Genomic DNA, 24,270 nt, shown 5'->3' on the forward strand with positions numbered 1-24,270 from the left:
ACGCGGTTATTCCCCGTCAGTTTCATGCTGTTCATTTGTTGTCCTGTGTTTTTGATTTTTGTTCGCCTTTTTCTTAAGCTGCAGAGCAATGGTGTAGCCGATAAGAAAAGCCGCCGCCGAGGTGTTCCCGTCGACAGTAAACGGAATAATGGATGCATCCGCAACAATTAAATCCTTTACCCCATGAACCCGGCCCCGTCGGTCAACAACTCCTCCTCGGGTTAATGGGGCCATCCGTAATGATCCTTGTTGATGGTGGTTATGGTCAAAATTTTGCTTAATAAATGCCTCCAACCGGGAATCATCATCAATCACGTCCACAGTCGGCGCAACCAAGCGATAGGAAGGATCGATTGCTTCCAGCTTCGCCGCGATTTCCTTAATGTAAATTCTATATATATGCTTAACCGATTCTAGATCGTCCGGATGTACCAGAAAACCTTCGTCGGCTAAGCTTATTTTCAACGGATCATTATTCTGGATCTTAATCCTTCCGCGGCTTTTCGGCCGTAACCATAAGATCGCAATATTCAGCATTCCCTGAGCGGCGATACCGATAAGTTGAACGGCTCTTCTGCCCTGGTCTTTACCGGAAGGATCCGGAAGGAAGGCTCCGCCTGTATATAAGGCATTCGGATCGCCCACGGGCGCTTGATCAACGGGATTCGTAGTGAAAGATGCAAAGTTAAGCGTATGGTTCCTTAACTTCTTCCCTACATGAGGATTATTGAATACGACAGGTATGCCTGCCTGCTGAAGAAGCGTAGCGGGTCCGATGCCGGATAGCATTAATAGCTGCGCGCTATGGATTCCGGCTGAAATGATGACCTTCCTCCTGGCGAACGCGCGAACAAGCTTGCCTTCCTTGAGCAGCTCGACTCCGTTCGCGCGTTTATGGGAAAAGAGAACGCGGAGCGCGGTTGTCTTTACGAATACCCGCAGCTTTCGCCCCTTCACGCCACGCCCATTCGGGAGCATAATATCCGATGATAAGAAAGCTCTCGACGAGCTTTCTCTCGTTCCATCCGGATTTTGATAGAGCTGCCAACGTGTAAACGGTCCAAGCGGGGTTCGGGGATCGTTATAATCGACAATTTCCGGATACCCGGTAGCTCGTTCAGTGGCAGCGGTTAATTTTTCGGCCATCGTTGTCGGATTCCTCGGTGCCTGCCGGATGTTGATTCGCCCTCTAAACCCACGAAACCGTGGATTGTCTGAATGACCGTTATATTTCTCTAATTTCTTGAAGCGAAGTATTGCTCGTTTAGGCGACCATAATGGTCCGAGCGTCTTTTCCCACGCTTTGAATACAGCCGATGTAGGTCGCACATATTGCTCCCCGTTAATGGACGAACCTCCGCCCAAGAGCCGCCCTGTTGTCCACTCGAATGAACGGTCATTAACCCCTTCTTGAGGAACCCCCTCTCCCTGCCAAAAATAGTTAGGGAAAAAGCGCTCTTCCAATTCCGGTGCAGAAGAGGAGTCTTTGATCGGCTTATCCTTATCGCAATTCTCGCCTGCTTCTATAAGAAGCACCGATGTTTTTTTATCGTCCGTTAACGTTTTGGCAATCACCGCCCCGGCCGGTCCCGTTCCGATAACAATATAGTCGAAAATTAATCTTTCCCCCACTCTAACACCTCCAATAAACTTATGTAGCGTATTTCATCTCCAAGTTACATGTGCCTGTTTTACGAAAATGATCTCCGTCCAGCGCAGATGGTCTTCTCTGAGGATCTAGAACTTCTCCTGCATTCTCGTATCCAGGTATGACTAAGATCTCTGACGAATCATGTTCAAGCTAAAAAGGCATGAATTCGGTACAATACCGAACTCATGCCCTGCTGGTTGCTTTAATAAAAGCGTTTGCGCCGGATGGCATCAATTCCTTGCAGTTAACGTCTTAGGACGCTAAGGCTGTATTCCCGCCCGAACTTGGGAGCGAGTATTCTCCAAATCGTCGCGATCGCCACTTCCACTTTTGCCATAGCGTCCGGGCCCCCAACGTCAACCGGATCTAGCCCGATCTCTATTGCCAATTTGGCGACAGTTGCCAATGCCGCGGGGTCGTCCCCGCTTAAGAAAGCGGTCGCGGTACCTGCTTCATAACGCGGATTCGCGAGCACTTCCCAAGGCAGCGTGTGAAAAGCACGGACGATGCGCGCATTCCGAGCAAGACGCCGCACCTCCGCGTCCGCGGACGCACCGTTGTAACGGTTGGTGCAGTTAATCAGTATCCTGCCGTCCAGATCGCCCGCCTCGGCAAGCGCACTCTCCACATCATCGGGCAGCACGGCCAGCAGGATCACCTCGCCGAACTCAACCGCTTCCTTGATCATGCCAGCCTGCGCGTTAGCGCCCGCGACCTGCAGCAAGCGCTTCATCTTCTCGCTATCCGGATCCCGCGTACCGAACATTACGCGATGTCCAAGAGCGGCCCATCGTTTGCCTAATGTCCCCCCCATATTCCCTGAACCAATCGAAGCGATGTTCATTTTATGACCGTCTCCTTTTCCAGTATCCCATTGTAAAAATCCAACTTCTCTTTCGTCTGCCCGATTATGCTCGCGAGTGCTACATACTGAGCCTCCATTCTCGCCAGATGCTCCGAGAGAATTCGGGTTCGGCTCGTAATAATTTCTCTGTCCTCGGCGCTTAGCGGAAAAGCAGGATTCGCGAAACATCGACCTTCTTGCAGAAACGCCTTCATTTCTTCTAGTGACAAACCCGTCACTTTCAGGCAGTGCAAGGAAGAAAGCATCCGCACGTCCTCCTCGCTATACGCCCTTTGGCCCCCCGGTCCTCTCTCGGGCGGTTTGGTCAAGCCGATCTTCTCGTAATACCTGAGCGTATCGATGCTGAAACCCGTCAACTCGGCAACTTGCCCGATTGAATACATCTGAGCGCCACCTCTTCCTGCTCCGAATACTTTTATTCTAAAGGCTGGAGCCGCCTCCAGGTCAACACCTGATTTGCGGTCGATAGCAATTCGTAAAGAATATCGATATGGTCGTGGTTCCTTCAGGCCCACCGATCAAAAGGACTGATCTGAGAAATGTCTATATCCCGAGGCGCGTAAATCAATGGGGCACAAGGTCATTACGGCCGTATACAGCGCGACCAAACATGCCGTGCTAGCGATCACCGTAGGAGTGAGCAAGAAGAGTAGTCACCATCAAGTTCTTGTCATTAATAAATGAAATCAAGTTCTTGTCATGGGTTCGTGACAAGAACTTGATTTCATAAATTAATAAGCCGCGATTTAGCTGTTTGTTCTATCAGACCTTCACGCCATACGAGGAGTAATTAATTAGGCTTGTAAAAGGGGGGATTATTTCAGGTATTCCCGCTCCCGTCCTTCCATTTCCTCCATTTCTTCCAGCCTGCGGCGCTTCGTTTCGCGTATGCGGCGCCAAAGCGATAGTAGGATAATACAGCCGGAGAGGCACCCATTTATCCACACGGACAAAACAACCACCACATAAGGACCCGTATCCGGTTGGACCGCAGTCAGCGAGACAACGCACAGAAACAACAGGACGAGCGACATCGAAAGCACAATTTTGGATAAGGCCCGGAGGTCACCCATCAAGTGCTTTTGAAGACGCCGATATCGGCCATTTTACGCTGCCAATGATCATGCGCCTCCTCCGCATAGTGACAAGCCGCCTCCTCGGAACCGACTCTACGCAGCTGAGGCTCTTCGGTCGTACACTTGTCGGTTGCCATCGGACACCGCGGGTGGAAACGGCAGCCCGACGGAGGACGGGCCGCACTGGGCATCTCCAGGCTGCGTAGCGGCAGTTCCGTCATCGCCTTGGCAATTTCGGGATCTGGCGTTGGTACTGCCGAGAGTAGCGCTTGCAAATAAGGATGCTTCGGATGACTGAGCACTTCATCGACACCGCCCAGCTCCATCACGCGTCCGAGGTACATAACGGCCATCCTTCCTCTGCCTGCAATATAACGGGCTGTCGCCAGATCATGCGTGATATAGATGATCGCGATGTCCAGCTTACGGTTGAGTTCGGCCATCATATTCAGAATGGAGATCCGCAAGGAAACATCGATCATCGATACAGGCTCATCGGCTACGATAATTTTGGGATTCAGCGATATAGCACGGGCCATCAGAATCCGCTGGCGCTGACCGCCAGACAGCTGGTGAGGATATTTATCCAGAAACCGTTCAGGCGGTGTCAAGCCTACGGTTTGCAGCAATTCGATAACACGGGCGCGGGCAGCTTTCCTCCCCTTGACGATTTTACGTTGGAGTATCGGTGATGATAAGGACTGATAAATGGTCCGCATCGGGTTGAGCGCCGCATAGGAATCCTGCTGAACCAGCTGCACGCCGCTGCGAAAGTCGGTCATTTTATCCCCGCTCAGTTTGTCAACGTCCTCTCCTTTGTATAGAAGTTTGCCGGTCGTTGGTTTGAGCAGCCCCGTCATGATACTGCCAAGCGTCGTTTTGCCGCACCCGCTCTCGCCTACAAGGGCGATAATTTCACCGGGATGAATATTCAAACTGACATTCACGACAGCCCCTATCTTCTGCGGCGCGGCAAACATTCCTTGATTGCGTTCATAATACAGGCTTACGTTATCCAGACGCATCAACGCTTCCGGACTGACCGGGCGGGTCTCTTCTCGGAAGCGCTGTCTAGTATCGCGCTCATATTCCAAATCTATCGTATTCATGATGTACGCACCTCCGAGATCGAACTGGCGTTAGGGTATAAATGACAGGCTACTTCATGTCCTGCCGATGAATAAACCTTGGCTGGACTGCTCGCTCTGCACTTGTCGTGCGCCAACTCACAGCGCGGCGCAAACGGACATCCCGGCGGCATGTTCAAGAGATCCGGCGGGGACCCAGGAATTCCTTCGCGCTCCGCGAGATCGTGGTATAGACTGGGGACTGCTTTCATTAATTTCGCGGTATACGGATGTTTGGGACGCTTAAACATATCGTACACGCCGCCCGCTTCCACCACATTGCCCGCATACATGACGCCAACGCGGTCGGCAACCTTGGCGACAACGCCAATATCATGCGTGAGCAGCAGCATTGTAATGTTCATATCCTTATGAATTTTTGTGAGGATATCGAAAATATAGGCCTGCGTAATGACATCCAATGCTGTAGTCGGCTCATCCAGAATGACAAGCTGGGGATCGAGCAGCAGGCTAAAGGCGATCATCACCCGCTGTTTCATCCCTCCGGACAGCTCGTGGGGGAAGGCGTTCAGCACCCGATCCGGTTCCAGTCTGACATAGTCGAGGAGGCTGCGGGCTTTATCGAGCATCTGCTTCTCCGTTAAGGTCTTAGAATGAGCGCGAAACGTCTCGACCATCTGGTCTTTGATCCGCATGACCGGGTTGAGCGCATTTTGAGCCGCCTGAAACACCATTGCCGCTTGCTCCCACTTGTAAGACTGAAGCTGTTTTTTACTGAGGCTCATCACATCGTGTCCGTCAAAATGAATCGAGCCCTCTGCCACTCGCCCCGGGACCGCTATGGCCCGCATAATCGCCGAAGCCATCGTCGATTTACCGCTACCACTTTCACCGACAAGTGCGGTGATCTGGCCCTCCGGAATCACAAAATCGGCCTCGTTCACTGCCCGGAGAAGGCCAGCCCGCATGGGGAACTCGATGGTCAGCCCCCGTACTTCCACCAACGGCTTCATCGTACCACTCCTTTTTCACACGTTTCATGACCTGGCGTCATGACCTGAGCCTTGGATTCAGCGCTTCCTCCAGACCGTTGCTGAAGAAAATGCAGGCCATTTGGAACAACCCGAGGCACATAATCGGCGAAATCAGATAGATGTATCCCCTGGGATTAAAAATCCCTCCGGTGTTTTGGACCGCCAGTTGAATCATCATGCCCCAGTTTGTTGGCGAGTAAGGAGCCAGACCGAGCATCATCAGACCCACGCTGGCAACAATCGCTCCTTGGGCTGCCATGATGAAGTTAATGGCCAGATAAGGCGTTAAGTTCGGAAGAATTTCACGGGACAGGATGTAAGGCATCTTGAGTCCCATGATCCGGCATGCAACGATAAAATCCCTGTTCTTGAGCGAAAGCAGCTGGGAGCGGATCGCCCTGGCTAGCGGCGCCCATGACCAGGCTGCCAGTATTAACGAGAACATCACCGGATTTTTGATCTGCACGAGCGCCGCGACGATCATGAGGACAGGAAAGCTCGGAACGGTGAGAAACAGGTTTGTGATAAACATAAGTACCGTATCCGTCTTCCCGCCGACAAAACCGGAAACAGCGCCTATAACAAAACCAAAAACTAGCGTGAACAATGCTGCGAACAGACCGATGGACAACACATCCCGGGAACCAAAGACCAGCTGCAGGAACGTATCCCGTCCGCCATAATCCGTTCCCAACCAGTGGCTGAAAGAAGGGCTTTCATATCGTCCATCAAAATTAACCGTCATGTCCAGACTCGTCAGAATCGGCCCAAAGATAGCCATGAAAATAAAGACGGCCAAAATAATTAGTCCCGAGAATGCCTTCTTGTTACGGTACATCGTCTGCCAAAAGTCGATAAAACCTTGGCTCATGCTCACCCCTCCTCAAGCTTAACGCGCGGATCCAATTTCGCGTAAATCAGATCCGATGCCAGGTTCGCCAGAATGACCGCGACGCTGGTCACGAGCAGAAGGCCCTGCATCAACGTATAGTCACGCTGCTGCGTAGCTTGCCCGATATAGTAGCCCATGCCGGGATAGCTGAAGACGTTCTCGATCAACGGGGAACCGCCCAGCATGAAACCGAAATTCACAGCCAGCGTCGTAATCAGCGGCAGCATGGCGTTGCGTTTGATATATTGGCTCATGAGCGTTCTTTCGGACACTCCACGAATGCCCGCGGCAACGATATAATCTTCACCAAGCACGTTCACCGCGCTTCCCTTCATGGTCAGCGCCCAAGTGCCGATCGTTGTAATGACATAGGTGAGGATCGGCAGTGCGCCGTGATATAACACATTCAGAATAAAAGGCAAGTTAAATCCCGGTTCAACGATCGGGTCATAAGCCCCATTAACAGGGAACCAGCCAAATTGGAAGGCAAAAATGACGAGCAGCAAAATGCCCACAATGAAATTGGGCACGGAAGAAGTCAGAATGGCATAGATCGAAATAATCGGATCCAGAATCGTCTTGCGCTTAAAGGCCATCATCGCTCCCAAATTAATCCCGATCAAAAAGCTGATGACCAGCGACACGCTAAGCACAAACAACGTCCACGGCAGCGCATTGGCAATGATCTCATTGACCGATACGTTCTGATAAATCATCGACATGCCCAGATTTCCGTGCAGCAGTCCGCCTAAGTAACGCCCCAACTGGGCGAGGATCGGCTCATTCGGATTATAGTTAATCATCGCGGTAATCTGACGGTACGCTTCATCCAGGCTCATCCCCCGCTGCAGGGCATAATCCCGTGCCCAAGAATCGATGGCGCTGCCCGGAGTCATCCGCAGCAGGACAAAGGTGAGCAGCATCGCCAGACAAACGGTAATCAAGGAGACGCCAATTCGTTTAAGGATCCCTTTCAGGCTCACTTCCTGTCACCTCCAGTAGGATAACATTATGACTTTCGATATTAGCGGGGCCAGTATTCCTGCGGCATATAAGTCGAGTTAAAACCATGATTTAAATGGGTGATGGCCAGTTGATCTTCCGGATCTGTAGCCAGAGGCATATCCCGGTCGTATTTGACAATCTCATCCATCATGGGGTAATGGCCTGCCATCGTTTTCGTATTAATCCAAGCCCCTGTTGTGTTTTGGAAGAAATTCACTCCCCAGCAGTTCTCATTAGCGATCCAGGCCAAATTATCGATTATTTGCCGGCGTTCTTGTTCGTCTTGCACGAAAGGGTAGCGTTTCATTTCTTTATCGATATCATAGATTTTGCCGTCGATCCCCTTTACTTTGAGATCAAGCTTACCGGTATCCACTTCATTCCCTTCCGCATCCTTTTTTTTGACGTTCGGGAACCCGACCTTCGTCTTTGTTCCTTGCCAGAACAACACTCGCATCGAGCTCCAAGGATTCTGAAAGCCCCAGGATACGTCAACCCAGTCCATGGACATGTCGTACTGCCCTTTATCCGCATTGGAGAAATAAATCGTACTGTCCACGGCTTTAAGCTTGGTCGGAATACCGAATTTGGTTAGCTGCTCTGCGGCAATCTGAGCTGAATTCACGCCGGGAGCCCAGTTGTTGGGCGCCCCGATGATAAAGGAAGGAACCTTGCCCTCCGGGTCGTGCCACAAACCGTCATTTCCCTTTTTCCAACCGATTTCCGTCAGGAGGGCGGCAGCCTTTTCCGGATTGTGCGAATAATCCGTCATCTTATCGAGTACGGAAGCGTCCACTTCCTTCGATAGGGAAGAAGGCATAATGCCAGTCATGGAGATTTTCGGGTTCTCCTGACCGTAATAATTCCCGATTTCCCTCAGCTTGCTCTTATCCAGCACGTACGTAAGCGCCTGCCGGAACTTAATGTTTTCAAAAGGTTGGTTGCGAATGTTGTACATGAGCCCGACACTCGCCGGATCAAACATCCGATAGTGAAGTAAATTCTTATTCTGCTTTAACAAGGATTCGAGAATGTCCTTGGGCGGAGTCCCGTCATACCAGTCGAGCTTGCCTGCTTTGATCAGCGCGTATTGAGCGGACAGCTCCGGAACGTTTTTGAGCCATATTTTGTCGTAGTTGACCGCATTCGGTCTCCAGTAGTCCTCAAATTTATCCAGCAGCATATCCGTTGTAGTTACTTTCTCAAATTTATAAGGTCCGGTCCCTACTGGGATTTTCGGGCCGGAGCGGGTAAATTCATTCCAGTTCAATGCGATTTTTTTACTGAGTTCATCGGTAATATCGAGGTTAAACGGGCCATCCTTGGACTTGTCCGTAAGCGGTTTCGCTTCTTTCAACAAGGCATCGGCCTTATCCACGTACTGCTTGTAAATGTGGTACGGTATTTGGCCCTGAAGATCCTGTGCAAGGAGGAGCTTTCTCAGTTCGGGATACGGCGCCGGGTTCATCCAATGAAAGATGACCGTATAGTCGTCCGGTATCTCAATGGAGGTTAAATACTTTGTGACTTCAGCCCCGTTATTTAACCGGTAGTAGGCCCAAACATCCTTGCTGGTGAACGGAGCACCGTCATGCCATTTGACGTTTCGATGCAAATGGACTGTCGTCGCCCCTTCGCTCTCCTCGCTGGATTCTGCCAACAAATTGTACACGTTGTTCATGGACCGGATGAAGAAGAAGAGGCCTTCGTACATGTAACGGTTATTCGTATCCCCGATGCCGCCGGATCCGAACGGATTGCCCTGATACAGTGGCGGTTTGGGCCAACCACCCAAACCATGAAAAATTTTGTCCTTGTTATACCTTAGTTGCTCGGCCGAAACGGGCTGCTGCAAATCGTTGACATCACCTGCATTCAGACGATCTACCAGTCCCGGAGCGGAGGCGCCGCAGCCCGAGAGCAGTATCGAGGCTCCCAGTACGGCGGATACGGCGCACATTGCTGGTAATCTTTTTCGTTTCCTCCAGAGGTTCATGAAGGTCCTCCCGTCCTGATTATCTTCCCAACTGAATCACCTGTAGAATCTTGGAATCTCCCCATTATAGCGGCCCAACGGAATGCCATGTTCATAAAAACGCTTACATAAAAACGCCGAAAAAGACCTAAATCTCTTCGTTTTCGACGGTCGAAAATAACTATAGTTATTCTTTGCCGGATGCGCCGGATTAGGTTTCTGTACCCCTGAACGAGCAAGTACCCCTTCTATCTTACAGCCTTCTACGTCGGCAAAAAAAACAAAAAAAGCCTCTACGTCGAGGCTTTCAATGGGTGCTTATCAATCTGAAAAGGTCCTTTACAGGCAAATAAGGAAGGTCTACTTACGGACTTCCGTTTCGCCTCCATTCCATCGGCGTCATGCCCACATGCTTAATGAAGAGATCATGGAAGCGGCTGGAGGAGCTGAAGCCGACTTCCGAAGCGATAAATTCAACGGGCTTGCGAGAAGTTTCCAACAGACGCTTGGCCTCATCAATCCTCAGAGAAATGATGTACTGCTTTGGCGAAACGCCGAAGCGATCCGTAAACTTTTTTCGAAAAATGCTCTCGGACAAGTAATGGTTCGCAGCAAGAGTAGATACTTTGAGAGACGTGTGGTAGTTTTGGTGAATCTCTTTAAGCGCATCCTGAAGCATCTGTTCTTCCGGATTGTCGCCATTCGACTCGACGGGCCGTGACTCTTCGATTCCGGTGTGATAAGCAAGCAGGAGCGACTCCAATGCATTCCGGAGCAGATCGCTTGAATAATCGGTTTGCTCCTCCCGCCTGCACTCTTCTTCAATCTGCCGCATAGCTGTCAACGCCCGCTCCATCGCAGAGGGATTAAGAGCCGCTTTCAGAATCATTCCGGGCCGCTGGGAAAAAGCAAGTGACATCAGGTATTGGCAATATGGCGGAATGTACTGATCATAGACGTGCAGGGAGTAGCCTTCCCATGCTTTCGTGCAGACATAACTGTGTTTCAGATCCGCCGGAATAAGCAAGAGATCACAGGGCACGACCTCCATATTCTGCTCTCCGGATGCATAATAGCCTTGACCGTGCATGAGGAGAGTAACCTCGGCAGACTCATGGGAATGGGACTGAAATCGTCCTTCTTTATTATCCCGTTCCGACGGATCGGTGGAAAAATTCCAGATGCAGTCGATAAACCCGATATCCATCAACGATCCCTGCCCTTTGTAAATGTACGGGATAACTGCTATCCCTACCATACCCATACTGTATCCACTGTATGTCAGAACATAGACGTCGCATTAATATTTCTCGATTTTCATAATTCTAGTACCTGTAAAATCCATAAAATGGTCAGAGCATGAAAAGAATACGCTATATTCATTGTTTGGTAAATGGATTGTGCCAATTTGTATAAAAACGTTCACAGATCAGATCCTTATTAAGGGTTTGATGTATGTCAAGCGTGCGGTGTCTCAATCCAACCCCGTAACTCAAACATGATTCACCTCCCTTAAAGTTTGAGTCGTTCCCCGCTTGTTGCTTCTCTAATTCCTCGAATCTCCAGAGATGAATCCAATTAAGGAAAATAATCAGCTAGCACCTGGGTCGATCGTCCACACTGCTGCAAATAACATGATGCTTATTCCTACTAACATTAACATTAGTTTCACCGACTTCGTCATAACCCTCCAATCCATAAATTCCCCACACATTAGCTCAACTTTAGATATTCAGTAATGAATTCAACTATCCTGCCCGTCGCCGGAACGTGAAATGGAGCAGCTGCCGCCGGCAACTGCTCTACATGCATTGAGCTATCGTGTCCCGTTAGTTCAATGATAAACCGAGGGAGTTTAATGAAAACTTGTTATAAATTTAAATAATTATCTCCGGTCATTGATGCTAATGCTTGCCGAAAGCTGCCTTCATAGTTGTTGCATTCTGAGTCAAGTGCATGCTCGCAGCGTGCAACGTATGATAAGCAATATGTAGCCGCAGCGGAAATTTTAGTCAACTCATTCATGGAAAATCTTTTGCCGCGGGATTGCTCATATTCCATTACGAATGCATATGCCTCTTCTTGAGACGGTGTGATTTTTACAGGGACATCCCATGTGGTGGTAAACGTAGCAGCTGCAATTCCTAATATATTAAGCTCATCTTCTATCTTTAAACTATCCCAATCATAGACCATAGCCGCATAAAAATTAAATTTGTTCAATTCCACGTTCCCCCTTTAACTACTTTAGTGTATATTCAATTCGGCATCACTTACCACACCCCTTTTCTTGAATTCTATATTCAATATTACTGCCCATTAGTTGAAAAGGCAGCCGACTTCTCCTGACCGGCTGCCTTCGTGTTTTGTTGAACTATCGTGTCCCATTAGTTCAATCGATATCCTGAATTTGGTCTCCACTTTCATCTATCTGATTGCTCCCACCACCGAAATGCCATCCTTTACTCTCGATAAATTCGATAAAAGCTTGTAGGAATTCGTTATGCCCTAGATCACCTTGATTTGCATAAATTGTCCCCTCAATTTGAATCCCAACTAGGTGTTTTATATCGAATCACTCCAATCTATTGATTACGATTTATAAATTTGACTGAGTTCGATTCATATCTGTACTCTTATTTTTATCGTCATTTCGTATCCCCACTATGTTGAATATTACTCTAAACCTTTTCTTTTACTATAATAGTAGACTTCTCCATTTTCCCTCAATTCAATACTATAACCAATCCTATCGTCGTTGAATTACTTCTCCAGTTGTTACCATTATCCTGCCCGTTAGTTGAACAAAGGCAGCCGAACGTTCCGGCCGGCCGCCGTCGTTTCACTATTGAGCTATCGTTCCCAGTTAGTGTAATGAGTTCGAAGGAATGGTTACTTTCACCAGCTCGGGGTACTTCTGAAGTAAGGGCGATAAGGTGTCCTGCGTAACGCCTTTAAGATGTTGATCGAAGAACGCGAGTGTTAAAGCTTCCGTGATGACTAGGCATCTCGCTGGGTCTGTATCACCACCAATGCCAATCATATTACGCAGCTTATTAGAGCCGATGAACAGGCCGATGTCAGTGAATTTCATATGATCGCTGCCTTTAATCGTAAATAAGTTGCCGGATGTCTGCAAGACGTTCGTCAGTCCAATGCTATTTTTCTGCGCTTTGTTGTAGGCCTCTAAATAGGCTTTCCTTGTGCCGTAAACCGATGTTGAGATCAGCTTCTCTTGCTCCTCGGGAGTCACTTCTTCCAAGTCCTGAATAAGCGGTTTTCGTTTCGTAATCTGCTGAATATGGTTCTTGTCGTTCGCCAACATAAGAAACGGCGCAATTGAAGCCTCGTTCTCAGGTGTAAGATAAACAGCGCCGTCTAGATTTACGGCTGCTTTTACGCGTTTTTCATGGATAGCCAGATTATACGCAGATGCTCCCCCGACGGAATGTCCAATAACGCCGATATGACCGAGATCGAGCTTTCCTTTAAAGCTGTTATTCTTTGTGCCATTGCCGTCGTTTAGTCCGTTTAGTTGATCTATAACAAAGGAAACGTCAACGGCCATAATCTGGGTTATGATCTCAGCAGGCTCTGCTATATGGAAGTCTGTTGTAGCCTCCATTGCGGAAACAGTATGATCGGGAAATACGGTACCTGCCGATACGTATGCGTGATCGATGGCAGCAACGATATAGCCATGGCTGGCCAAATCCTCGTACTGGGACGTATGAACGGCCATTGACGTTCCCGCACCATGCGAGAACAGAACGATAGGGTAGTTCTTCTGCTTTTCGGATATCGGTATATCGGCCATAGTATCCGTTTTTACAAGACCCAAGTGCCCAAGTACAAAGGAAGGCACGTGAAAAAACGAAGCGAATAACGAAACAAGTTCAGGCTGCAAATAAGGCTCATAGGACTTCGAACTATTTTCTTCCGCTGGGTAATACAGCTTCACCATCAGCTCACGTTGCTTTGGCGACTTATCTAGGAATGAATCCTCCCTCTTCTCATCAACGAAGTGCAGCTCCTTTACGCCTACCTTGTAGTTGCCGGTTGGCTTTGGAAGATCGAATACAGGGAGAGCATAAGAGAGAAGAGAAGTCAGGGTAAGGAATCCGACGGATACCAAGATAACGAATCCTTTCAGCCAGATTGGGGCTTTTTTTGTAAATAACCTGGTTGTAGTCTTGATTAATGTATAGATAAGCAGCAGTGCAACAAAGCAATAGGAGAAAATCATTTGGAAACGGAAGCCTTCAATCACACCGTGCAAAGTAAGGATTAATAGATTGACCGCGGCTATACCTGTCCAGACTTTTCTGGACGACTTGCTAAAGACTAAAAATAACGACCATACATTTACTGCAAGTAATAGGAATTCTAGCATTCTCATGTTCCAGTCCTCACGATCCGCTATGAACATCAGCTCTCATGCAATAGATGAGACTGATGGCCAAAGAAAGAATAAACGTTACTGACAACACAATCAACGCGGGAACCGCATACGGGTTCAGACCTGTATTATCCGCTATATCCTGGGCGAGATATCGGACCGGCCAATAAGGCGCGAGCCATGGGAACATAATACTGCCTTGCCCATGGCCGATTGCGCCAATTACGGTAACGATGGTTGCAAACACGCCAATCACGGCAGCAGGAATAATATTTTTCGCGACAAGACTCACGGCAGCTGCAACCGGAATCGTACCAAACGAGAGCAGGCAGACCAGTATGTTTGTTTTGAATCCGAGCCATATCATATCGAAATCGATACGACCCTGGAGCAGCATTGCCAAACCGACGGCAAACGCGGCTGCAAAAGATAATAACGCTGTCAGCATGATAAGGAGAAATACGACAACGAGTTTGGCCGCCAGAATTTCCAAACGGGAAACCGGATAGGAGAACAACTGGTTAATCGTGCGCTCCTGGTACTCCCGCGCAATGATATAGGCTGTAATGAGGGCGAATATAGACGGCCCCACCATAACCAGCATCATGCCTTGACGGTAGAACATATCTTGCATATCTATTCCTGCCGGAGTTCCATCGGGCGTTACTCTCGGCAGGAAGGCAAATAATGTGATCAGGTTGGCCGGAATAGCTCCGAGCAGCACCAACCATCGGATTTTCGAGTGTTTGAGCTTCAGCAGCTCGGTATAAATGACGTTAAGCAAGCGGAGCACCCCCCGTTAACTTCAGAAAATAATCTTCGAGACTGTCTCCTGACAATCGAATCTCCTTCACCCCAACACCTTCGCTCGTCAGTGTAAAATTAACCTTCGTTGACTGTTCCAAAAAATCATAAAGGTGCAGAATCCCCGGTCCTGCTACACGGTAATCCGATACACCCAGCTTTTGCTCCAGAAGATAAGCGGCCTTCTTGTCGTCATCGACCCTGAGCTCCAGATAATGCCGGGTTTTCCTCTGCAAGTCCGCATAATCAATTTCCTCCATTAGCGATCCCTGATGAATGATACCCACACGGGTGGCTAACTGTTCGACTTCACTCAGCAGATGGCTGGAAATCATAATGGTAATCCCGCGTAATCTGGCTAGATTAAGGAATAGCTGCCGGATTTCCTTGATCCCGGCCGGATCCAGACCATTCGTAGGTTCATCAAGGATAAGCAACTCGGGATGGTGAAGCAAAGCGCGGGCGATGCCAAGCCTCTGCTTCATGCCGAGCGAGTAATCCTTCACCTTCTGATTGGAGGCATCAATCAAACCGACTGAAGATAATGCCTCTTCGATATATTCTTTATTGCCCATTCCCATGAGCCGGCGGTGAATGTCCAGATTTTCTACAGCGCTTAGGTTTAAGTAAAATCCGGGATACTCAATGATCGCTCCGATCCGTTCCATAGCTGCTTTCGACCGTCCTCTATTTAATTCTTGGCCAAATAATTCGATCTCCCCCTCCGTTGGTCGGATCAACCCCATCAGCATACGGAGCGTCGTTGTTTTGCCGGCCCCGTTTTGTCCAAGAAAGCCATAAATATCTCCTTGCCGGATGTTCAAATGAAGATTATGAACGACGGCTTTGCCGCCATATCGTTTCGATAAGCGATTTGTTCGCAGCACATAATCCACGTTGATCAACTCCTCTCGAAGCTTAGTGTACCAGGCAGTTTTCTCAGACTATTAATAAATTCCTAACAAAAACCTTAAATCGAATATTAAAAAAGAAAAAGCCAAACCGTAACGGTTTAACTTTTCATCAGGTGAAACGTGAATATCGTTTTCTCGCCAGGGGTGCTAGATACCGTTATACGGCCACCCATCCTCTCGACCAGATTTTTGACAATGGTTAGTCCAAGACCGGCGCCCCGAATGGAGTTGTTCCTGGAGGCTTCTCCGGTATACAACCGTTCGAAAACATGAGGCAGATCTTGAGCGGCAATTCCTTTTCCTTTGTCCCACACCTCAACCATAATGGTATAGGATTGTTCACATACACGAATGCCAACTTCACCGCCATCCGTGCCATAACGCAAGCTGTTGGACAGAAGATTATTCAAAATGCGCCTAAAGAAAGCAATATCGGCTCTAACGTTAATAGGACGTTCAGGAATGTCGAGCAGCGGGGTTACATTCGCTTTTACGAAATCCGGATAAAAGTCAACGAGAACTTCGGGTATGAGCACAGTCACATCAAGAGTGCGCAATTCAGGCTCGGAGTGGTCAGACTCCAGCCGAGCCAATTCAAAGAAATCCTGCAGCAGAGCGAGCAGGTCATCACCCTTGTTAACCGCTACGCGAAGAAAAACGTCTCGTTCTTCGGCAGATAAGTCTGCATCTAGTTGAATGGCCTCCATATAGCCAAGCAAAGAAGTTAGCGGAGTTCGGAGATCATGAGAGATATTCGCGATCATTCGTTTACGTTCTTCCTCGAGATGGGTTGTCCGCTCTTTCGACTCTTGGATAACGTCCATTAAACGGTTCAATTCCTCCCCCAATAGCATCAGCGTTTTGCTCGTTGTCTGCTGCCTGTACCGCCTGGTAAGATTACCACTGCGTACTTCGGTCGTGATACGGGTTATTTGTTGAATATCCCGCTGCTGCCGCATATGACGCCAGATGATAAGTAGGCAAAGAAGTAACAAACCAAGGAAGATAATCGGATAAGTCAAACGATTATCCCTCCTCGCCTAGCTTGTAGCCGAATCCCCAGACGGTTTGAATATAGACGGGTTTGGAAGGATCCTTTTCGATTTTGGTCCGGATCCGGTTGATGTGCACCATGACTGTATTGTCGTCAGACATACTCTCCTCCTGCCAAACGGCTTGGAAAATATGGGATTTTGCAAAAACCCTCGTAGGATTAGATAGGAAAAGCTTTAGAATCGCATATTCTTTAGCGGTTAGCGGCTTCTTTTGTCCTTTCACCGTAAGCTCACAGGAACCCGTATCCAGCTCTAAATCCCCGTGCTTAAGTACTTTCGGAGCTACAGCAGCGAGGCTCAACTGGAATCCGGTATACCGCCTTAAATGAGCCTTAACTCTTGCAATGAGTTCACCAATTGTAAAGGGTTTCGTGATGTAATCATCCGCTCCAAGCTCAAGCATACTTATCTTATCCATTTCCCTATCCTTTGCTGATAAAACAATGACAGGTGTGGTCTTGGTCTCACGGATCCTTCGCAGGATATCTTGTCCTTCCACAATAGGCAACATAAGGTCGAGAATAATAAGCTGGTACTCTTCATTGGCTATATAAGCGAGGGCTTCTTTGCCGTTATAGGCTGCTTGCGTTTCATAGCCTTCCTTTTGTATGTAGCGGGTGATCAGCCGGTTTATTTCCAGATCATCCTCAATTATGAGAACACGGGTAGAGATCATACCTATCTACTCCCCCAGATAACGACATATCTCAAAATATACCGCCAGTGCCGCTTCATAACAAGCAGGCGCTTTCCTTAGAGACATGTCGCTCCGTAATAGCTGCAATCGTCTGGATGAAGTCTGCTGAAATGGTTTTACCCCATCAAGTAGATAGTGAAAAAGTCGGATGGGATTGTGCAGCCGTCTCCCGGTCGTCAACTCGGGGACGGTTTTTGTTGCTCCGTGAAGGTACAACAGCGCATTCAAATAACCTTCAGAACGGTACTTCAACGGATTTTCGGTTGATGTTGTTTCGTGGATTTTCGGTTCATCCACATCGAACACCCCCAAATAAATTCTCGAACAAGTGATGAACATCATTAAGGGGACACCCCCTTCCGTATCATGACCGATCGATGGATCTGATTCGCAAAAAAAGGATGGGTTGCAATTAGTTACGATGATATATCCCAGCAATTAGGTATGACAAAGCAAGCATTTTACGATATCCGTATATTTTTATAAAAGACAGAACATCATATTTAAGAACATTTAGTAGACAGATGGGATCACCACAATGAACACTAACTTTACAGAGCATCGCATCGATTGTGGGCAAGGCAGCATCTAAGCACGAGATTATGTAGCTAAAGGCGGAAAAATCTTATGAACCACGACACGACAACGATGGCAAGAGCCGCAAAACTGGACTTAGCACCGTCGCCAAAGATGGAGATTGGCGAGTTACAGGTCAATTCGGAGATCAAGCTTCGTCGTATGGTCTATCGTCCTGTCCATCCGAAGGATACGGTGTTGTTCCTGCATGGCTTCCCAGAGTCGATGTATGCGTGGAAGCCGATTGCCGAATCTTTGTCCAGCGACTATGAGGTTCATGCGTTTGACTGGCCCGGTTACGGACAATCTTCACGTCCGAGCGCCGATCGCTTTTCCTACGCACCGAAAGACTATGCCCAGGTGCTGGAACAATATATCCGCGCTTCCGGTATCGACAGCTCGAAGCTGGTGATTTACGCGACCGATATTGGGGCTTTGCCGGTATTGCTGGCCGCTCTGGAACAGCCACGTATCGCGAGGAAGATCATCGTCGGAGATTTTGCGCCGTTCAACCGGCCGCAGTATATGTGGGAAAACCTGGCGGGCCTGAAATCTAAGCCCTCGTCCGATGTCGTGCGTGCTGCGATGAACCAGACCCGAGATGAAATTCTGGCAAACACATTCTTCCGCGACAATCCGACAGAAGAGCGCTACATGTTGCCCCAGGAGTTCAGAGACGATATAGCGAAAGGATGGGACGGCAATATTACTGCGGCCGACGCGTTCTATCACTACTACTCGCACTTTACCCGCGACCAGGACTATTTTGAAGCCAATATGTCGAAGCTCAAGGTGCCCGTGAAAGTCATATGGGGCGAAAAGGATAGCTACGTCAAGAAGGAAATGGGCATCGAGTTCGCTGAGCGTAATAATTTAAAGCTTACGATTCTCTCTGGTCTGGGCCATTATCCGCATCTGCAGGCACCAAAACAGACCGCAGATGAGCTTCGAGCCGAAATCGAGAGTTAATGCCGGCCAAGCTCGCAGCGGCGGAGGACTTTCCGCCACAGGCTTGCGCCGATTGCGCCGTATCGAAATGAGGGCCTTGCCAAGCAGTCACGAGAGTCGACATCCGTCACTGGCCAGCCATGTGAAAGCGGTCCGTCCGCGCGCGCATGGCAGATCGCGAGGAGCGGCGCAAGCTGCTCCTTCATTCGGCGTCGGTACTATTGTCTCCATTCAACTCTCCATTCAACTAAAGTTCCCAGCTAGTTCAATCGCACTTATCATCCAAGTTGATATTTATAGTAATCTTGCGCATGTACCACTTTGAATCCAACCGATTCATATAACCTTAGCGCATGGTCGTTTTTTGTTTCGACTTCTAAGTGTATAGAGTAACCGGCAGAGCTTTGCTCTTTAATGACTCGGCGCAACACTTTTCTGCCTATTCCTTTTCCCTGGTGTTCCGGCAATATTGAAAATCCATAAATCCACGCTTGGCCCTCTTCTCGGCTCACTCGAATTTTCCCTACCGTTCCTTCTTTCACGTCAATCATGAGCATCGCAGTGTTATCCACAAAGACTTGGCTTTCCATCGCCCTGGCATCTTCTTCGTCCACTCCGAACGCCGTAACGGATAATCGTACACGCTTTTCGTAATCTTCTAATGTTGCTTGCCTCAGAATAATACCGTCCGTTTCTTCAAGAGGCTTTTCTTGCCACTCCATTTGATGCTCCGAGAATGCATACTCAGCACCTTGTTTGTACAAAAACACTTTTGCCGCATCTGATCCTGCAGGCGCGTTCAACAAGATTTTCTTGTATTCGTTTTGTTTGATTTTTTCCATTCCTTGTTGGAACAATTGATGGAAATGCCCCTTTCGCCGTTCACTTGGTTTCACCATGCCGCACACTTCGACTGTAGAACCAAAAGCATATAAACCTAAAAAAGCTACTAGTTCGCCATTTTCGTAATGAAAAAAATCTAGCTGATCAGATTCGCGTTTTCTAAGCATTTCCCAGTTAAGCTTCAGTTGTAAATGATCATGAGTTTCGCACTCTTTTTGCAATTGTTCAATATCTATTAATTGTTGTGTCGTTAACATTTTTTCTCTCCTTTGGCTGTCCGCATCAATATAACGTATATGTATTCACTGCGCAATACTACCCGTTAGTTGAACAGGCAACCGTTCCTGCCGGCTGCCTGTTGTCGTTGTACTATCGTGTCCCGTTAGCGTGACGATGGCACGTATTCCTGAGGTGGATTTTCGAAGCCGTTCCAAAACACCCAGAGTCTATGACAACTTTCACAGACAAAGAACATCTTCATTTTGAGATAAAGCTCTTCTGCATCGAGGCTTCCTTGTTCTTTTTCATAATCAACATCAGATATAAAGTTGTACTGGGACTTGCAAGGAATGTCCCCCAAATGCAGCACATAACCGCAAGTACAAATCATCTTTGGCAGGATGGTCAGCCCCTCATTTTTACTATACGGAAACAGCAATCCTCTGGAATATTCGTGACGTTTTTGAAGTATCCTGCCCGTTAGCGCAACGACGGCAGCCGATCGTTCTAGGGCCGGCTGCCGTCGTGTCATGATTGAACCATCGTGCCCCGTTAACGTAATCTCCTCAGCTAAATTTAATTTCTGAACTTTCAACCTTTCCCGCATCATGAGAACCCATATGAATAAACTCGATACTCCCATTTTTAGTATTTGATCTCACCTCAAGAATTTCATTACGGTTAATCAAAAACGTAGGAGGTTTAAAATCCCCCTAAGGGCGGCATAGATATTGTTTCATTCTTTTACGGACGATAACTTCAACATAAAACGAGTATTGGCTTGAAATCCATTACTACACTCTCACTTATGTCCTGTTCTTATCCGTAACACAATCATTTTCGTTTTTTGTAGGTAACTTGATTGCTTATGCATGGAAACGCTATGTAAGCAAAAGTCATTAATTTCAATAACAAGCAAGTTGTAAATAATAACTTTCTAGTTTTTTCAACTATCGTGTCCCGATAGTTTAATGATGCTCTCTTCAAAAACGTAGATTGTAGATATAGTTTCACTCGCTTAGTTTGCAGCTTTCAGCGAATCAATCAATTTGCGGCCTCTCCAAATCCGTCTCGTTCATGATCATTAAAAACTCCGTATCCTCATCGCCGCTCTTGGAGGAGCTGCCGAGCTGAGGTGCATCTTTGGCGTAGACGGGAAGATACCCGACATATATCGTGGATGGTCGAGAATAAGACTGCGTGAACATATTATCCATGATAGTAGCGGCAGGCGCCTTGCCTAGCTTCTCGTCCTCGCGCATAATTTCTGCCCATTCCTCAGGAAACTGCATTACTCCATACGGATGCTCCGTTACATTGACGAGCATTTCCATTTGCACGCGCGGTACATAGTAATATACTCCATTCGACATACCGGCATTTCGATCTCGAATAAGGTAGAAGCGGAATTCCTTAATTTTCTCAAGAGGATTATTATTCCATACCACATAACGCTCGGATGGATCGGAATGATCGGCGACTCTTACTTCGGGCCTGCCGCTCATATCTACTCTAGCCACGCTCCACTTCCGCTTCTCCCATTTCAGGAATCCCATCCCGTGAATACCTTGACTAGATACAAAGGGGATAAAAACTTGTTGTTCGGTCAGCTTAACATTGTTGAGCACGACTACCGCGTCTGCTTCAGAGTCGTACTCGTTTAACTCCACTATAATTTCATCCGCACTCGGAAGCGGCCCCGGTGTACCGTCATAAGTACGAAAGAAGACGAACATCGCAGCCGCAATTATAAGAATTACGACTATTAGCAGTCTTCTTCCTCTCATTCTCTTCCCTCCATTCTCAACATCGGCTTCTCAGAACGGTAGTAGTAATACCGATCCTTTGTAGCGAGCAATAAGCCCTTACCATCTGCCTCAAAATAAGCTGAGGCATGGAGACCGCTCCCCCAGCGAGCTTCTGCTCCGAGCAGTGCATATGGGAAACGTTCTTGCTGATACTGAGTACTATCCTCTAATTTTGATTTACGATACCAGTCCAGCGTACCCGACAAATCGGAGGCCTTTACCTCTGCCAACGAGCTCGAGAACAGCTCTTTCTCGAAGGTTGCCTCTCTTGCCGACGGATGAATGGCAAGAAGCTTCGCTTTCTCCAAATGGGCCAAGTAAGCGGAAGGGTCATTGCTGTCGTAGAAGGAACCATGAATGAATCCAGCAAGCAGAGCTGTCACCAGAAACAAGTAATTCGCGGCGAAGCCCATCCAAGCAAATTTACGAAAGTCCGTCCAGGACCGATTTCGTAAAAAGAGATACGCAACCCAGAGACCAAGCGGCAATAAGGCGATATTTACGATTTGCCCGAATAAAGGGATTTTGAACGATAAAGAAAAAAAGCCGGCGAGTGTCACGATAAGTATCTTCCAGATCGGGCGCCTAGTCTCTTGCTTTTGGCGTTGGCGAATTACCAGACCAAGCACAACGAGCCAACCTAGCAATCCTGCAGCAGCATCTACTACATTCCAGGAATAATGCCAGCCTATTTGCATGCCATCACCTCAATTTTTCCAAATATTGTCGCAAAAAAATCAACCCTCCGATCGGATATCTGATTGAAGGGCTGACCACTAGAGCAGAAGCCGCGTTCCGTTCAATTGCCCGCTTTGCGGGATTTAAGGTGCTCTCAGAAATCGCTATATAGCTATATACTTTTCCCTTTATTAGAAGTTGCGTCAAATTACCATTTTCTACAAACAGCATCCGTTCATAGTGAACGGATGCTTCTCTGTTTTTTATGCTAAAGTGTCCCGTTAGTTGAATCGTCGCCTACTTTTCTAGGATGGTACATTCACGTAAATGCCCGTTAGCGGAACAGGCCACCGTTTAATGCCGGCAGCCTGTTTTCGTTGTGTTATTGTGTCCCGTTAGCGGAATGAAGGATACCGATTATCGGCGATATGAACGCAAGAATTTCTATACCTATTATAAAACAACAATTCTGCGTTGCCTGCTCGCACAATTCCTTGCTCAGGACATGGGGACGAGATTTTACTTTCGGCAGATAAAGACCAGATCATGGTGGTCTGCGGTAGCTGGTTCATCTCTGAAGTCTCCAAAGATCTGGATGTCGCTGAAGCCCGCGCGCTCAAGCATCAACACCAACTCGTTCTTCGTAAAGTCTTCCACCATTTGCGTGTGAACTTCTTCCTTGATAAGGTTCTGTTCGTGCCACAGCCGAACTCGCATCTGACGGGTGGCGACGTTCTCCAAGGGATCTGTCTTAAGTGTCCGGGCAGCCATTTCCAGTTCCATGCCGTCGGCCAGGCGCTGACGCTCGCTGGATGCGGGCCATTCCTGGGGTTCAGCCCGCCTGTACTCAGGCAACCTCGCCAGCCAAGCGGGCGGATCGTTCCATCGCACCGCATAGTTAAATGCGAACGTTCCGCCTGGACGTAAATGCTCATTGCAACGCTGCATGGCCTGCATCGTCAGACGATGCTCTCCGCCGAGACCAATCACTCCGCAGGCAATTATCGTCCTATAGCGCTGGGGCAGATCCAGCTCGTGCATGGCCTGCGCATAGAGCCGGGGTGTAACGCCATGCTTTGCTGCTCGCTCCTGGCAGACTGCAAGCATATCCTCGGAGTAGTCGCAGCCATCCACATCCAGACCAGCCTGCAAAAAGTGGAGCAACAAGCGTCCACTGCCGCAGCCCAGATCAAGCGCCGGTTGTCCGGACGTCTCGATCAGCTTCTTATAGTACGCCCCTTCCGGACCAGCTTCCGTAGCATTCGCCCACGATTGCGCGACAAGGCCATAGTGCCATATTTGGGGTCGTTGCATACTTTGATGACCTCCTTCTATTCCTCTTTGGGAAGTTGCTCCCGTGAGTCCCGCCTTAAATTATCTCGCCGATTAAACAGGGGAATTTATACACATTTCAGTTTACTAAACAAATCACATTTGTTGCGGGTGAAAATCGCTATAAATTGAACTATCCTGCCCGTTAGTTCAAAAGTGCAGTCGGTCATTTCTGGATTGATGCTTCATCAATGAGGTTTTTAATCTTTTCGCGCGGGAATGAGATTAAGTTCTTGTCAATTTCGGTAACGGGGTCAAGTTCTTGTCATTTGGTTTTGACAAGAACTTGACCCCATAAATACAAAAAGCCGCGATATTGGTATTATCCCCTCACGGTAGACAACAAGAAAAAGACATCTGTTAAGATGAACTTACTAGTTGTTTGCCGGAGGGGATTTTTCATGGGGAAAA

22 protein-coding genes are annotated in these 24,270 nt (G+C 48.2%); 1 reads left to right on the forward strand and 21 read right to left on the reverse strand.

Annotation, left to right across the window (positions count from 1 at the left end):
- Nucleotides 1-6: 6 nt before the first annotated feature.
- From BMZ79_RS17720 to BMZ79_RS33650, 16 genes are all read right to left on the reverse strand, one after another.
- Complete coding sequence (locus BMZ79_RS17720; RefSeq protein WP_090642100.1) at nucleotides 7-1,632, reverse strand: GMC family oxidoreductase; 1,626 nt, start codon at nucleotides 1,630-1,632, stop codon at nucleotides 7-9.
- A 263-nt stretch (nucleotides 1,633-1,895) separates the two neighbouring features.
- The gene (locus BMZ79_RS17725) at nucleotides 1,896-2,495 is read right to left on the reverse strand and encodes an NADPH-dependent F420 reductase (protein WP_090642101.1); all 600 of its coding nucleotides are present in this window, start codon (nucleotides 2,493-2,495) and stop codon (nucleotides 1,896-1,898) included.
- Nucleotides 2,492-3,031, reverse strand: a complete 540-nt coding sequence (locus tag BMZ79_RS17730; protein ID WP_256252809.1) for a MerR family transcriptional regulator — start codon at nucleotides 3,029-3,031, stop codon at nucleotides 2,492-2,494. Before BMZ79_RS17730 ends, BMZ79_RS17725 begins: the two co-directional genes overlap by 4 nt.
- A gap of 557 nt (nucleotides 3,032-3,588) precedes the next feature.
- Nucleotides 3,589-4,701 carry an ABC transporter ATP-binding protein gene (locus tag BMZ79_RS17740; RefSeq protein WP_218154712.1) on the reverse strand — a complete coding sequence of 371 codons (1,113 nt, stop codon included), beginning with the start codon at nucleotides 4,699-4,701 and terminating at the stop codon, nucleotides 3,589-3,591.
- Nucleotides 4,698-5,693, reverse strand: coding sequence for an ABC transporter ATP-binding protein (locus tag BMZ79_RS17745; protein WP_090642105.1), 996 nt, complete (start codon nucleotides 5,691-5,693; stop codon nucleotides 4,698-4,700). The genes BMZ79_RS17740 and BMZ79_RS17745 overlap by 4 nt, the downstream gene beginning before the upstream one ends.
- A gap of 37 nt (nucleotides 5,694-5,730) precedes the next feature.
- A complete protein-coding gene (locus BMZ79_RS17750; protein ID WP_090642106.1) occupies nucleotides 5,731-6,585 on the reverse strand; it encodes an ABC transporter permease in 855 nt (284 codons plus the stop codon).
- Between the two features lie 2 nt (nucleotides 6,586-6,587).
- Nucleotides 6,588-7,589, reverse strand: coding sequence for an ABC transporter permease (locus tag BMZ79_RS17755; RefSeq protein ID WP_090642108.1), 1,002 nt, complete (start codon nucleotides 7,587-7,589; stop codon nucleotides 6,588-6,590).
- Between the two features lie 41 nt (nucleotides 7,590-7,630).
- On the reverse strand, nucleotides 7,631-9,607 hold the full coding sequence (locus tag BMZ79_RS17760) for an ABC transporter substrate-binding protein (RefSeq protein ID WP_090642109.1): 1,977 nt from the start codon (nucleotides 9,605-9,607) through the stop codon (nucleotides 7,631-7,633).
- Nucleotides 9,608-9,950: 343 nt separating this feature from the next.
- Nucleotides 9,951-10,850: a helix-turn-helix domain-containing protein gene (locus BMZ79_RS17765; RefSeq protein ID WP_090642111.1), complete on the reverse strand. Its 900-nt coding sequence runs from the start codon at nucleotides 10,848-10,850 to the stop codon at nucleotides 9,951-9,953.
- A 605-nt stretch (nucleotides 10,851-11,455) separates the two neighbouring features.
- Nucleotides 11,456-11,809: a hypothetical protein gene (locus BMZ79_RS33645; RefSeq protein ID WP_143088982.1), complete on the reverse strand. Its 354-nt coding sequence runs from the start codon at nucleotides 11,807-11,809 to the stop codon at nucleotides 11,456-11,458.
- A gap of 643 nt (nucleotides 11,810-12,452) precedes the next feature.
- On the reverse strand, nucleotides 12,453-13,985 hold the full coding sequence (locus BMZ79_RS17770) for an alpha/beta hydrolase family protein (RefSeq protein ID WP_177222190.1): 1,533 nt from the start codon (nucleotides 13,983-13,985) through the stop codon (nucleotides 12,453-12,455).
- 10 nt (nucleotides 13,986-13,995) lie between these two features.
- Nucleotides 13,996-14,769, reverse strand: a complete 774-nt coding sequence (locus BMZ79_RS17775) for an ABC transporter permease (protein WP_177222191.1) — start codon at nucleotides 14,767-14,769, stop codon at nucleotides 13,996-13,998.
- Nucleotides 14,762-15,685: an ABC transporter ATP-binding protein gene (locus BMZ79_RS17780; RefSeq protein ID WP_090642116.1), complete on the reverse strand. Its 924-nt coding sequence runs from the start codon at nucleotides 15,683-15,685 to the stop codon at nucleotides 14,762-14,764. The genes BMZ79_RS17775 and BMZ79_RS17780 overlap by 8 nt, the downstream gene beginning before the upstream one ends.
- A 116-nt stretch (nucleotides 15,686-15,801) precedes the next feature.
- Nucleotides 15,802-16,725 carry a sensor histidine kinase gene (locus BMZ79_RS17785; RefSeq protein ID WP_090642118.1) on the reverse strand — a complete coding sequence of 308 codons (924 nt, stop codon included), beginning with the start codon at nucleotides 16,723-16,725 and terminating at the stop codon, nucleotides 15,802-15,804.
- Nucleotides 16,726-16,729: 4 nt separating this feature from the next.
- The gene (locus BMZ79_RS17790; protein ID WP_090642120.1) at nucleotides 16,730-17,434 is read right to left on the reverse strand and encodes a response regulator transcription factor; all 705 of its coding nucleotides are present in this window, start codon (nucleotides 17,432-17,434) and stop codon (nucleotides 16,730-16,732) included.
- A gap of 6 nt (nucleotides 17,435-17,440) precedes the next feature.
- Nucleotides 17,441-17,797 carry a hypothetical protein gene (locus tag BMZ79_RS33650; RefSeq protein ID WP_143088983.1) on the reverse strand — a complete coding sequence of 119 codons (357 nt, stop codon included), beginning with the start codon at nucleotides 17,795-17,797 and terminating at the stop codon, nucleotides 17,441-17,443.
- A gap of 285 nt (nucleotides 17,798-18,082) precedes the next feature.
- Here BMZ79_RS33650 and BMZ79_RS17795 point away from each other — a divergent pair, with 285 nt between their 5' ends.
- Nucleotides 18,083-19,000 carry an alpha/beta fold hydrolase gene (locus tag BMZ79_RS17795; protein WP_090642121.1) on the forward strand — a complete coding sequence of 306 codons (918 nt, stop codon included), beginning with the start codon at nucleotides 18,083-18,085 and terminating at the stop codon, nucleotides 18,998-19,000.
- Nucleotides 19,001-19,257: 257 nt separating this feature from the next.
- On the opposite strand, the gene BMZ79_RS17800 is transcribed toward BMZ79_RS17795, so the two are convergent.
- The 5 genes from BMZ79_RS17800 to BMZ79_RS17820 form a co-directional block, all read right to left on the reverse strand.
- The gene (locus BMZ79_RS17800) at nucleotides 19,258-20,079 is read right to left on the reverse strand and encodes a GNAT family N-acetyltransferase (protein WP_090642123.1); all 822 of its coding nucleotides are present in this window, start codon (nucleotides 20,077-20,079) and stop codon (nucleotides 19,258-19,260) included.
- Nucleotides 20,080-20,204: 125 nt separating this feature from the next.
- On the reverse strand, nucleotides 20,205-20,651 hold the full coding sequence (locus BMZ79_RS33655; protein WP_256252810.1) for a hypothetical protein: 447 nt from the start codon (nucleotides 20,649-20,651) through the stop codon (nucleotides 20,205-20,207).
- Nucleotides 20,652-21,081: 430 nt separating this feature from the next.
- Entirely contained in the window at nucleotides 21,082-21,828 is a 747-nt protein-coding gene (locus BMZ79_RS17810; RefSeq protein ID WP_090642126.1) for a hypothetical protein, read from the reverse strand.
- Nucleotides 21,825-22,547, reverse strand: a complete 723-nt coding sequence (locus BMZ79_RS17815; RefSeq protein WP_090642128.1) for a hypothetical protein — start codon at nucleotides 22,545-22,547, stop codon at nucleotides 21,825-21,827. Before BMZ79_RS17815 ends, BMZ79_RS17810 begins: the two co-directional genes overlap by 4 nt.
- A gap of 499 nt (nucleotides 22,548-23,046) precedes the next feature.
- Entirely contained in the window at nucleotides 23,047-23,841 is a 795-nt protein-coding gene (locus BMZ79_RS17820) for a class I SAM-dependent DNA methyltransferase (protein WP_090642129.1), read from the reverse strand.
- Nucleotides 23,842-24,270: the final 429 nt, after the last annotated feature.

The organism is Paenibacillus sp. UNC496MF (assembly GCF_900113915.1).
Taxonomy (GTDB): Bacteria; Bacillota; Bacilli; order Paenibacillales; family Paenibacillaceae; genus Paenibacillus_Z; species Paenibacillus_Z artemisiicola.

Bases quoted from the DNA above. Each gene is read 5' to 3' on its own strand.
- BMZ79_RS17740 (WP_218154712.1), bottom strand. From the start codon at position 4,701: ATGAATACGATAGATTTGGAATATGAGCGCGATACTAGACAGCGCTTC.
- BMZ79_RS17765 (WP_090642111.1), bottom strand. From the start codon at position 10,850: ATGGGTATGGTAGGGATAGCAGTTATCCCGTACATTTACAAAGGGCAG.
- BMZ79_RS17770 (WP_177222190.1), bottom strand. From the start codon at position 13,985: ATGAGAATGCTAGAATTCCTATTACTTGCAGTAAATGTATGGTCGTTA.
- BMZ79_RS17750 (WP_090642106.1), bottom strand. From the start codon at position 6,585: ATGAGCCAAGGTTTTATCGACTTTTGGCAGACGATGTACCGTAACAAG.
- BMZ79_RS17800 (WP_090642123.1), bottom strand. From the start codon at position 20,079: ATGTTAACGACACAACAATTAATAGATATTGAACAATTGCAAAAAGAG.
- BMZ79_RS17820 (WP_090642129.1), bottom strand. From the start codon at position 23,841: ATGCAACGACCCCAAATATGGCACTATGGCCTTGTCGCGCAATCGTGG.
- BMZ79_RS33650 (WP_143088983.1), bottom strand. From the start codon at position 17,797: ATGATGTTCATCACTTGTTCGAGAATTTATTTGGGGGTGTTCGATGTG.
- BMZ79_RS17745 (WP_090642105.1), bottom strand. From the start codon at position 5,693: ATGAAGCCGTTGGTGGAAGTACGGGGGCTGACCATCGAGTTCCCCATG.
- BMZ79_RS17815 (WP_090642128.1), bottom strand. From the start codon at position 22,547: ATGCAAATAGGCTGGCATTATTCCTGGAATGTAGTAGATGCTGCTGCA.
- BMZ79_RS17790 (WP_090642120.1), bottom strand. From the start codon at position 17,434: ATGATCTCTACCCGTGTTCTCATAATTGAGGATGATCTGGAAATAAAC.
- BMZ79_RS17810 (WP_090642126.1), bottom strand. From the start codon at position 21,828: ATGAGAGGAAGAAGACTGCTAATAGTCGTAATTCTTATAATTGCGGCT.
- BMZ79_RS17760 (WP_090642109.1), bottom strand. From the start codon at position 9,607: ATGAACCTCTGGAGGAAACGAAAAAGATTACCAGCAATGTGCGCCGTA.
- BMZ79_RS17795 (WP_090642121.1), top strand. From the start codon at position 18,083: ATGAACCACGACACGACAACGATGGCAAGAGCCGCAAAACTGGACTTA.
- BMZ79_RS33655 (WP_256252810.1), bottom strand. From the start codon at position 20,651: ATGATGCGGGAAAGGTTGAAAGTTCAGAAATTAAATTTAGCTGAGGAG.
- BMZ79_RS17725 (WP_090642101.1), bottom strand. From the start codon at position 2,495: ATGAACATCGCTTCGATTGGTTCAGGGAATATGGGGGGGACATTAGGC.